The following is a 10,649-nucleotide window of genomic DNA, read 5'->3' on the forward strand; positions in this document are numbered from 1 at the left end:
GTACGTTCTAGGATTTGGTCACAAATCCATGAAGATTCAGTGCGTTCGCCAGTTCCACCCGATCATCCAGTTCCACGTCAATTCCCGCGACGTCTTGGCTGACTTCATGTCCGCGCCCGGCCACCAGAATCGCATCGTTGGCACCGGCCAAACTCACAGCGAACTCTACGGCTTTGGCGCGTGGCGCGATGTTGAACAGCTGCACCTGCGGACGCTCGGATTCGAGCACGTGCTGTGCGCCGGAGGCAACCTGGTCGCGGATCGGCGCCGGGTCTTCGCCATGGGGATCGTCGTCGGTGACAATCACGATATCGGCATGACGGGCCGCTACCGCTCCCATATCCGGGCGCTTGGTCTTATCGCGTTCTCCGGTGGCGCCGAAGACAACGATGCGACGGCCCTGCTCCCCCGGGCGGATGGAATCCAAGGCCTTGGCCAGGGCATCTGAATTGTGGGCAAAGTCGACAACGGCGACCGGTGACTCGCCTACGACCTGCATGCGTCCGGGAACGGCGACCGACAGCGGGTCCTTGGAATCCAGGGCACGCTGCAAGGCGTCGAGGTCTGCGCCGCCAGCGAGCACCATCAGGGCCGCTAGGGCGCCGTTGGCGACGTTGAACATGCCTGGCAGCAGCGTACGGGTCCGCAGCTGGCGCCCGTCGCGGTGGACCAGGGTGAAGCTGTGGCCCAGGCCGCAGTGCTCCAGCTCGGTGACCCGCCAGTGCGCCGTGGCATGATCGCCATCAAGGCTCAGTGTTTCGGTGGGCACCAGGGCGCGATCGGCCAGACGCTGGCCGTATACGTCATCGACCATGACCACGGCGCGATCGGAGCGTTCGGCGGTGAACAGTTCGGCCTTGGTTTCGAAGTACTCGTCCATCGTGCCGTGCAGGTCCAAGTGGTCCTGCGTCAAGTTGGTGTATCCGGACACGGCGAAGCGCAGGGCATCGACCCGTCCGTAGCTCAACGAGTGGCTGGAGACCTCCATGGCCACCGAAGCCACTTCCTGCTGGGCCATGCGCGAAAGCACCCCGTGCAGCTGGGTGGATTCCGGGGTAGTCAGCACGCTGGGGATGATCTGCCCGCGGGCAGACATCTCGATGGTGCCGATCAAGCCGGTTTCTTCGCCCAGGGCATCCAGGATTGCGCGGATCATGAAGGTGGTGGTCGTCTTGCCGTTGGTGCCGGTCACGGCGAACAGCTTCGGACTGCGCTGGTCCGTTCCGTAGACGGCCTGCGCGATCACTGCGGCGGATTTGCGGACGTCGGCCACGACAGCCACCGGGATTGCGAGATCATCGCCGAGGAATTCGAGTCCGGCGGTATCGGTGATCATCGCCACTGCGCCGTTGCCGATTGCGGTGTCCACGAATTCGGCTCCGTGGCGCTTGGCGCCGGAGATGCCGAGGAAGACGTCTCCTGGCTGGACGATCTGCGGGTTGAGGCTGACACCGAGAATTTGCGGAGCGGCGTTGAGCAATGCTCCAGTTCGCACCGCACCTGCTGTTCCGCAGAGCTGGTCGAAGCCAATGCCGGCGGTGCTGTCCGGGCGTAGGTACCGTTCTAGCTCACGCGGAGTGTCGGGGTTCTGGACTACCAAGATTTCTTCTGATCCTCACCTACAAAGACGTCGTACGCCTCTGATTTAGTCGTGCTCGGCGGCACATTGAATGTATTGAGAGTATGGCTCATGACATCGGTAAACGTATCCGCTACCGAGAAGTCTTTCCAGTTGCCCTTCGGCCGGTACATTGTTGCCACGACCACGAACTGCGGATCCTCTAGCGGGGCAACACCCGCAAAGGAATAAGTATATCCGTCATAGCCCTTGGCGCTTGCCGCCTGGCCGGTACCGGTCTTGCCGCCCACTCGGTACCCGGGAATGCGCTCTTTGTAGCCGGTGCCGTGGTCCACGACCGATTCCATGAGCTTGAGCATTTCCTCAGCTGTGCTCTTCTTGACCACGCGCTTCTTTTCAGGCGCCGGAATCTTGGTGATCGAACCATCTTCGTTCCGGTAGCCCTCAATCAGGCTCGGTGAAAGCCGAACGCCTTCGTTGGCCAAGGTCTGGAAAATCGAGGCGGTGTGCAGCACGGTCTGCGAATAGCCCTGGCCGAACATGGTGGTGTACTGCTGGCGCCGGTCCCAGTTCTCGGGATGGGCGAGCTGACCAGCGCTGGCGCCGTTGAGCCCTACGCGGATGGGCGAACCCAATCCGAAAGCACGCATGTAGTCGTAGCGGGTCTGCTTGCTCATCGTGTTGCCGACCATCACGGTACCGGTGTTGTAGGAGCGGGCAAAGATGCCCGAAACGGTCATGTCGTACGTCGGGTGTTCCAAGGAGTCGTTGATGGTTTCCTTGGTGAACGTCTTCTTGTGCGGCACGCGCATCTCGGTTAGCGGATCCACGCCGCCCTGGTCGATAGCGGCAGCGAAGATCGGGGCCTTGCCGGTGGAACCCGGTTCAAAGGCACGGGTGATGGAGGTGGACCGGCGGAATTCGGGCTTGGTGGCGCCTGGATCGTTCGGATCCAATTCCGCGGAGTCGCCGATGGCCAGAATCTTGCCGGTGTCGACTTCCATGACCACCACGGAAACCCATTCGGCATTGAATTCGGCCTGCTTCTTTTCCGCTGCGCGCTGGGCGACGTAGTTGATGTCCGAGTCGATGGTGAGGATGACATCTTGCCCATCGACGGCCGGGGTTTCTTCGACCTCGGTGACAGGAATGCGCACGCCATCGGCGCTGATCTCGTATTTGCGGCTGCCTGCCTTACCGGCGAGGTGTTCTTCCTGGCTCAATTCCAGGCCTTCGGCACCAACCACGGATGTCTGGTCTTCGGAGTTGCGCACGAAGCCCAGCAATGGTCCGGCGATCACGCCTTGCGGGTATTGGCGTTCGCTGCGCAGCAAAGAGGCAAGGCGCGGGATGCCAATTTCAAGGACTTCGTTGCGCACTTCCGGGGTCACGCTCTTGGCCAGCACGACGTAGCCTTTCGGCTCGGCGTCCCCCTGCGGACGCACCTTCTTGGCCAGTTCCTCGCGATCCTGGTCCAGGGTTTCGGCTAGTTCATCAATGGCCTGGTCCCATGTAATGCGTTCTTGGCCGTTGGTGCCGTCCCGCTTTGCGCGGCGAATGGTCTCGCCCTGCTTGCGCTGGTCGATGACCAGATCGTAGCGGTCCACGGAGACAGCGAGCGTGGTGCCATTACGGTCTTCAATGGATCCGCGATTGGGCGCAATGGTTTCTACGCGTTCGCGATTCTCTTGCGCGGCGTTGGCAATGGTTGCCGAGTTGATGCCCTGAACCCAGACAAGCCGCCCGAGGATCACCAGCAGCAAAACCACGGAGAGGATCAGCACTAAGCGCATTCGCTTTTTTGCAGTGTCGATTGCGGTCGAGCTCACAAAAGAACCTAACTTTCCCTCAGCGCGGTTTTCCAGCAGCGGCAGCCACCTGTATCTAGCTTAGAAAGAGCTGGCTACTCTGCTGGGGATTTGATGCTTGGTGCAGGGATCGTGCCCCCATTTAGCTCAGTGTCCTGGAACACTGGGCGGCCGTCCTTGTCGATTTCACGTTCGGTTTTCTCGGCCTTCACCTCAGGTTCCTTGGAACCATCAGTCGTTCCTGATTCCTTCTGTGAATCTGCTGAGGCTTTACCCACAGTGGTCTTCGGCGTGTTTGATGCGTTGGCATCGGTTTTGCTTTCGCCCTTGCGGATGCTGTCGCCTGGCAGCGGAATAGTTCCATATTCCTGCTTGCTGTTCTTGGCCTTGACGGCCTTCTCAGCGTCCTGGGTAACCTTGCCCTCGGAGAGGCTGATCAACCCTGGAGCGCCTGGCGAAACCAAGCCGAGGTCCTTTGCCTTTGCGGCCAGCGCCTGCGGTGCTGCCAAAGACTGTGCTTCCTTCAGCAGCGCCTGATTCTCTTGGGAGAGTGCTCGTTCCTGCGATCGCAAGTTCACAATGTCGTACTGCCGCTGAGCTACCGAAGTATTGAGCAGCACCAGCGTGACGATCACGCTGAAGGCCAAGAAGATCAGCACCGCAGACATGGTGAACATGGAGCGCTTGTTGGTCTCGTTCATTTTGGGAACCAGCGAAAGCGTTACGCGCTGGCGCGAATCCCCTTTAGGCAGGTTGCTAGCTGGGACGGGCTCGGGTCGCATTACACGCGCAGTGTTACCGTCGACAACCGGCTGGCTGTTCACGGCTGCGGTCTTCTGCACGCGGCGCTGGGCTCGTTGGCTCATGCTAGCTCCTCTTCAACACTCGTTCCACAGCACGCAGGCGGGCTGAGGCTGCACGTGAATTTTCTGCTATTTCGTGATCGCTTGGCTTCTCGGTGCCCTTGGTGAGCACCTTGTATTCAGCTTTGTGTTCATCCAGTTCCACCGGGAACCCCGGAGGAGCCGACGAGGTTGATCCTTGGACGAAGTGCCGTTTGGTGATCTTGTCTTCCAAAGAGTGATAACTCATGACGACAACGCGTCCGCCGACGTTCAAGGCCCCCATTGCAGCCGGGATGGCGCGTTCCAGGACGTCAAGTTCCTCATTCACCGCAATACGCAGGGCTTGGAACGTTCGCTTGGCAGGGTGGCCATGGTTTCGGGCGGCCGCTGCCGGCACGACGCTGCGGATCACGTCAACGAGTTCAGCGGTGCTGGTGATGCGGTTCTTGGCACGCGCCTCGACGATTGCCGTTGAGATGCGGCCGGCAAACTTCTCTTCGCCCCACTGCCGGATAATTCGAAGCAGTTCGTCGCGTTCCAAGTCGTTGACGAGGTCCTCGGCAGTTGGACCGACCGAAGTGTCCATGCGCATATCCAGCGGAGCATCATAGGAATAGGCGAAACCGCGTTCGCGTTCGTCGAGCTGCAGCGAAGATACGCCGAGGTCAAACAAGACGCCGTCAACGCCAGGGAATCCAAGGTCTTCCACGACATCCGCAATTTCGTCGTACACGGCGTGCACGAGGTCGATCCGGTCTTGGAACGGAGCGAGTCGAGCACCCGCAAGTTCGTGCGCCTGCTCGTCACGGTCTAGACCGATCAGGTGCAAATTATCGAACCGTCGCAAAATGGCTTCGGAATGCCCGCCCATGCCGAGGGTGCAGTCAACCACAATTGCCCGACGGCCTTCAGCATTGGCTCGCTCAATACCTGGAGCTAGCAAATTAACGCATCGGTCCAGAAGTACTGGAACGTGGCGTTCGGATGCTGGTCGTTGGGAATCCTGATTTGGCACTGCGCCCCCTTTCGCTTTCGATCTGCTGTTGAGATCAGATCCCCCTCCAACCAAGTGGCGATCCAATCTTCTGGCTCCGGGGAAGTGAAGCCAGACGATTGTCTACCCCATGGTGGCTGGAGATCTCATCCCAACAAACGGTGTGTCTTGTCGGCCTAGCGCCCGAGGGCCTAGTCTTCGTCGGTATCGGAGAACACGTCTTCTTGTTCGTCCAAGTACTGCTGCCATGCAGTTGAATCCCAGATTTCAATACGGTTACCCGCACCGATAACTGTGACCTCCCGATCCAGGCCTCCGTAAGTGCGCAGCACTTGCGGAATCGTTACGCGTCCCTGCTTATCCGGAACTTCATCCGAGGCCCCTGAGAGAAACACACGTGCGTAGTCGCGTGCTCGCCGAGAAGTCAAGGAAGCCTGCGCCAGTTGCTCGTGCTGCTTCTCAAACTCCCGCTGGCTGAAAACGTAAATGCAACGCTCTTGGCCACGGGTGAGAACCAACCCGTAGGACAGCTCATCCCGATATTTAGCTGGAAGAATCAACCGGCCTTTTTCATCGAGACGCGGTGTGTAGGTTCCTAAGAACATGCACACCACCTTTCGCGTGAAGTGGCCGGAAGCCCCATTCTTCTCTACTTGCCTCCACTTTACTCCACAACCCTCCACTGTCAATGCAATTTCAGTGGTTTCGCGAGGGTATGGACTTAAAAAACAGCTGAATCTAGCGGGTGCTCAGCCTATGCTCAGGTGGAGGGAATTGGATCATCACTCGGCCCGGTGGAGCATCATTCAGAAATTTGACGCGCAGAATCCCCGGAATATAGCTAATTTCAGGCGCTGTGGTGGAAAGTGGAGGACCCCGGGGAGGAAAGTGGAGGCCGGCTCGGCCAACCAGGTGGAACTGAACCTTGGAATCTGCAGAGAATCCAAGATCACTAGAATTTGGTGCGTTCCCCCGACGCTGACATGCCGAGTATCCAGGGCAACCATTCTCGGCCCTAAGCCAAATCTCTCGCATCGCGGCATCTGGCGCACAGGGGCTGCCTCGGCGCAAGGAGCACAGCTTAAACGAAAAAGAGGTGCAACCCTTAGGGTCACACCTCAATATCTATTGCTGATCAGCTATCGGACTGATCACGTTTCCGCTGGTTCCATTTTTCCTCCAGGCCGGAAAGGAACTGCGAATTATTCTTGCTGGCCGATTTTGCGCCCGCTCCCTTGGAAGGACCGATTTTTCCGGTAGCCGTTTTTGTCAAGGCGAGCAGTACACCTGCGAACATCACGGCGAAACCGAGGACGCCAACGATGATGATGTGCTGGGATATTCCAAAAATGAGCCCCGCAAGGCCGGCGATTACCAGCAAGATGCCCAAAACAATATTGCGGGTCGACAGGCGCCCCGTGCCCGATGGGCCCTTCATGCTGGAAGCGAAGCGACGGTCTTCATGCAGCTGCTTTTCCAACTGCTCCAACAAACGCTGCTCGTGCTCCGATAGCGGCATCGTCTTCTCCTTCCAAAGGCAAACCTGACGGTCGTCCACCGTCTCCAAGTTCAACGTCGCGCCAATGGGAAAAGTTCCCCGGATTCGATTGAACTTACTTCAAGGATAGACTCTTTTGCACTCGCCCTGCTAGTTGATCTTCACCACTGTCCAGATATCCATACGTTCTACACAGAATGCGTTTATTCCTTGGGTCGCAGAAAACGAGCCGGGGTCACAATGGACTGCGGAAATTTCTGTCCGATCTGGTCAGCGATCCGTTCTGCTTCTCGCGCCTTCTCTTCACGCGGGTCCAAGCTGAATTGCAGACCCAACTCGTAATCTTGCAATCTTTCAGCTCTCACTCCGATCAACCGGACTGGTTGGGCCAACGGGGTCAATTTCCGCAACAGTGCCAGAGCGGACTCGCTAATTTTCGTAGATGAATCTGTAGCGGCAGCAAGAGCCTTGGAACGCGTAATTCCAGAGAAGTCCTTGTACTTGATCTTGATCCCAACACCGTTGGCTGATTTGCCGTGCTGCCGCAGTCGCTGACCGACCCTATGGCTTAGCCGCAAGAGCTCACCCTCAAGCACCTGCGGCTCGGTGATGTCAACCGCGAACGTGTGTTCAGAGGAGATGCTTTTTTCATCCCTGCTAACTTCCACCGGACGGTTGTCTATCCCCCGAGAGAGCAGGCGCAGGGCCCGGCCATGCTCCCCCAGCCGGCTGATCAATCGCGCTTCCGGCTCGGTAGCAAGCTGCCCAACGGTCTCAATTCCCAAGGCATGGAGCTGGTCGGCGGTACGTTTTCCCACGCCCCACATTTTTGACACCGGCAATTCGTGCAGGAATTCTTCGGTTCTCTCGGGGGCAATTACAGCCAATCCGTCTGGCTTGGCGTAGGTCGAGGCCAGTTTCGCAACGAATTTGTTCCTTGCGATGCCCACGCTTGCTGTCAGGCCCATTTCCGCGCGTATGTATTCGCGGATTTTCTGGGCAATTTGCACCGGACCGCCAAGCATGCGCATGCTTCCCGTAACGTCCAGGAATGCTTCGTCAACACTGACTTGCTCAACGAGGGGAGTCAACGTGTGGAAGTAGGCCATGATCTGCGCTGAGGCTTCCGAGTACTTGTGATGGCTTGGCTCGATCACAGTAGCTTCCGGCATCAGCGGGATGGCCTGGCTCATCGGCATCGCCGAATGGATCCCTCGGGCTCGGCAGTCATAAGAGGCAGAGAGCACGACACTGCGTCCTGAAGGGTGCCCCACAATGACTGGCTTGCCCACCAGGTCAGGGCGGTCGCGCAGTTCCACGGAAACGAAAAAGGCATCCATATCGACATGCAGGATCGCTCGCTCCGTCATTCCAACCCTCTCCCCTTCTTATGGCCGCACCATCAGCGTGCTCGAATGTATATTCGAGTTTAGCCCACGAGCTGAATCCAGCAGTGCCTTCTTTGCCAGACGAGAATCACCGGTAGAGTTGTTGCTAACCACCAGTTGCTTACCCGTAGAAATGATTTTGCATGTCGATGCCTGATTCCGTGCCGGCCCTCAGCAGTGAAGCCCAGGGCTTGAGCCGCAGCTACACCTCTGATGTTGCTCAACTACTGGAGGAGTTTCTGGCTGCGAAAAGCGATGAAGTTGGTCAAATCACCAGCAGCGCCATCGAAATCGTCAATGCAATCACCTCGCTGACCCGTGGCGGCAAGCGTCTCCGTGCGCTGTTCGCCTTCTGGGGCTACCTTGGCGCCGGCGGACAACCTGAAGATCGCGACATTGTTCGCCTCGGGGCCGCCTTGGAGCTCTTCCAGGGTGCAGCGCTTATCCACGATGACATCATTGACAACTCGGATACCCGACGCGGCCAGCCGAGCGTCCATAAGCGATTCGAGGCCCAGCACCTGCAGCTTGGACTGTCAGGGAGCGCTTCGAGCTACGGCACGGCCAGCGCAATCCTTGCCGGTGACCTATGCCTGTCACTAAGCGAGGAAGTTTTCTCGGGCATTACGTCCCTCACCCCTCGGGCGCGAACCATCTTCAATCAAATGCGCACCCAAGTGATGGCCGGTCAATATCTCGATGTTCTCGAAGAGTCTGCAGGTCCTGCCTACGATCCGAAGGAAGCGGTCAAGCGCGCTCGCACCATCGTGCGCTTCAAGTCAGCGAAATACTCCACCGAAAACCCGTTCTTACTTGGCGGCGCGTTGGCAGGGGCCAGTGAAGTGCTTTTGAATCACTACTCTGAATTCGCGCTTCCACTGGGCGAGGCGTTTCAGCTGCGTGACGATGTCCTGGGCGTGTTTGGCGATCCAGAAATCACCGGCAAACCGACAGGCGGCGATCTGCTGGAAGGCAAGCGGACTGAGTTGATTGCCCATGCACTGCTGCTTTCAACTCCTGACGAACAGGACTTCATTCAGGGGCGTCTCGGCGCAGCGGATCTCTCTCAAGAGGAAGTTGCACGGCTCAGCAATATTCTGCGTGATAGCGGTGCTTTGGCGGCAACGGAGCAGAGCATTAGCGAATTGACTACCCAATCAGATCTCGCGCTCGAAGCATTGCAGGTCTCCCCCTTGGCCCTGGCGGGAATGCAACAGCTTAGCGACGCCGTGACAAAGAGAAGTAAATAGCGAGACGTTACTAAAATTAAACAAAAGGTCTCAACCATGCATCCGTCAGGATGATGGTTGAGACCTTTTGTTTATGCTGGGGCAACTTCTTTCGGACCTACCAGCCCAGTGCCTGCGCCCTGCGGCGGATCTCGGTTTTTCGCCCCGTACGCAAAGCATTCATTGGCGTGCCAGGCAGCGACTCATCCTCGGTGAACAGCCATACAATGGCTTCTTCATCCGAGAAGCCGGAATCCGACAGTACCGAGAGGGTGCCTTTCAGGCTTTCAACCACGATGCCGTCTTGGAGAAAATCTGCAGGGATCGAACGGACATTGCGTTCGCCAATTCTCAACGAAACAATGGCACGCTCATCAAGCAGGCGGTGCACACGGCGAATGTCTACTTCTAATTCTTCAGCCACATCGGGCAGGGTCAGCCACTGGCCGACGAGTTCTACGGTTTCCTTCACCTCTCAAGGTTCCCACAAATTCCTGATCCGCGCAGAAATCTGGATGAAACCCACCTCAGCAGTTCCCATCAGTCACAGTAGTAGTGTAAATTTTCTTGTATCACTTTGATAACAATTGCATCACAGACAACATGAGGAACGATTTCCCTTTGTTACCTGCGGAGCAAAGCCCGTTATTTTCACCGTATAAATGAGGATTGACTTCATGGCCCACGAATCCAAACATGCTTCCAAGCATGCGTTAGGCGTTGTAGCAGGCGCGGCCATTCCCGCTGCGGTCATCGGTAGTCTCGCCTTGGCTCCAGCAGCGCAGGCAGCACCGACGATTATTCCTAACACCTCAGGAAGCTTTGCCAAGGCGGTAACTCCAGAGACCATCAAGGTTGCTGAGGACCAGATAAAAGCCCACCTGATCGCTTCGCGCGTATCTACGTTGGGCTTGCCAGCGAAACGAGATGTTTCCGAGATCAAGATTCCAGCAGGCGCATCCCTGTGGAGTATCGCTCGGGAATACGACACCACGGTATCCGAGCTGAAGAAGCTCAATAACCTCAAGAACGATTCGATCATTGCCGGCAAGACGCTCAAGGTCTCCGGTCATGCTTCAAAGAGCAGCTCCAAGGGCAAGTCTTCAAGCTCTTCGTCATCGGCGTCCACCTACACGGTTAAAAATGGCGATACGCTCAGCGCCATTGCTCGCAAGCACAATATGAGCTTGTCGGACCTGCTAGACAAGAACGACATCTCGGCAAGCAAGGTGATCTTCCCCGGCGACAAGATCAAGGTCAAGGGTTCGGCTTCGAGCTCCAGCGGTGCAACCCATGCGAAGAAGTCTT

At 57.6% G+C, this 10,649-nt stretch carries 10 protein-coding genes; 2 read left to right on the forward strand and 8 right to left on the reverse strand.

The window, feature by feature from the left end; translation table 11 throughout:
* Nucleotides 1-7 precede the first annotated feature (7 nt).
* The 7 genes from ANI01nite_RS12685 to dinB all read right to left on the reverse strand — a co-directional run bounded on the left by ANI01nite_RS12685 (nucleotide 8) and on the right by dinB (nucleotide 8,094).
* Nucleotides 8-1,600 (reverse strand): UDP-N-acetylmuramoyl-L-alanyl-D-glutamate--2,6-diaminopimelate ligase, encoded by a 1,593-nt coding sequence (locus tag ANI01nite_RS12685; RefSeq protein WP_073706011.1) that lies wholly within the window; start codon nucleotides 1,598-1,600, stop codon nucleotides 8-10.
* A complete protein-coding gene (locus tag ANI01nite_RS12690) occupies nucleotides 1,594-3,408 on the reverse strand; it encodes a peptidoglycan D,D-transpeptidase FtsI family protein (protein WP_254589895.1) in 1,815 nt (604 codons plus the stop codon). The genes ANI01nite_RS12685 and ANI01nite_RS12690 overlap by 7 nt, the downstream gene beginning before the upstream one ends.
* Before the next feature lie 74 nt (nucleotides 3,409-3,482).
* The gene (ftsL, locus tag ANI01nite_RS12695) at nucleotides 3,483-4,211 is read right to left on the reverse strand and encodes a cell division protein FtsL (RefSeq protein ID WP_141358395.1); all 729 of its coding nucleotides are present in this window, start codon (nucleotides 4,209-4,211) and stop codon (nucleotides 3,483-3,485) included.
* Between the two features lie 43 nt (nucleotides 4,212-4,254).
* The gene (gene rsmH, locus ANI01nite_RS12700; RefSeq protein WP_038990528.1) at nucleotides 4,255-5,247 is read right to left on the reverse strand and encodes a 16S rRNA (cytosine(1402)-N(4))-methyltransferase RsmH; all 993 of its coding nucleotides are present in this window, start codon (nucleotides 5,245-5,247) and stop codon (nucleotides 4,255-4,257) included.
* 170 nt (nucleotides 5,248-5,417) lie between these two features.
* Nucleotides 5,418-5,831 carry a division/cell wall cluster transcriptional repressor MraZ gene (gene mraZ, locus ANI01nite_RS12705; protein ID WP_038990697.1) on the reverse strand — a complete coding sequence of 138 codons (414 nt, stop codon included), beginning with the start codon at nucleotides 5,829-5,831 and terminating at the stop codon, nucleotides 5,418-5,420.
* 530 nt (nucleotides 5,832-6,361) lie between these two features.
* Entirely contained in the window at nucleotides 6,362-6,745 is a 384-nt protein-coding gene (locus tag ANI01nite_RS12710; RefSeq protein ID WP_038990529.1) for an SCO2097 family morphological protein, read from the reverse strand.
* 182 nt (nucleotides 6,746-6,927) lie between these two features.
* Nucleotides 6,928-8,094 carry a DNA polymerase IV gene (dinB, locus tag ANI01nite_RS12715; protein ID WP_141358397.1) on the reverse strand — a complete coding sequence of 389 codons (1,167 nt, stop codon included), beginning with the start codon at nucleotides 8,092-8,094 and terminating at the stop codon, nucleotides 6,928-6,930.
* A 161-nt stretch (nucleotides 8,095-8,255) separates the two neighbouring features.
* On the opposite strand from dinB, the gene ANI01nite_RS12720 reads away from it, so the two are divergent.
* Nucleotides 8,256-9,362, forward strand: a complete 1,107-nt coding sequence (locus tag ANI01nite_RS12720) for a polyprenyl synthetase family protein (protein WP_083586590.1) — start codon at nucleotides 8,256-8,258, stop codon at nucleotides 9,360-9,362.
* Between the two features lie 97 nt (nucleotides 9,363-9,459).
* Here the strand turns inward: ANI01nite_RS12720 and ANI01nite_RS12725 are convergent, their stop codons facing one another.
* Complete coding sequence (locus tag ANI01nite_RS12725; protein WP_038990532.1) at nucleotides 9,460-9,813, reverse strand: Rv2175c family DNA-binding protein; 354 nt, start codon at nucleotides 9,811-9,813, stop codon at nucleotides 9,460-9,462.
* 205 nt (nucleotides 9,814-10,018) lie between these two features.
* On the opposite strand from ANI01nite_RS12725, the gene ANI01nite_RS12730 reads away from it, so the two are divergent.
* Nucleotides 10,019-10,649 (forward strand): lytic transglycosylase (locus tag ANI01nite_RS12730; protein ID WP_170214646.1); only part of this gene is annotated, 631 nt, incomplete at its 3' end.

Origin of the sequence: Glutamicibacter nicotianae (genome assembly GCF_006539525.1) — a bacterium.
GTDB classification, from domain to species: Bacteria; Actinomycetota; Actinomycetes; order Actinomycetales; family Micrococcaceae; genus Glutamicibacter; species Glutamicibacter nicotianae.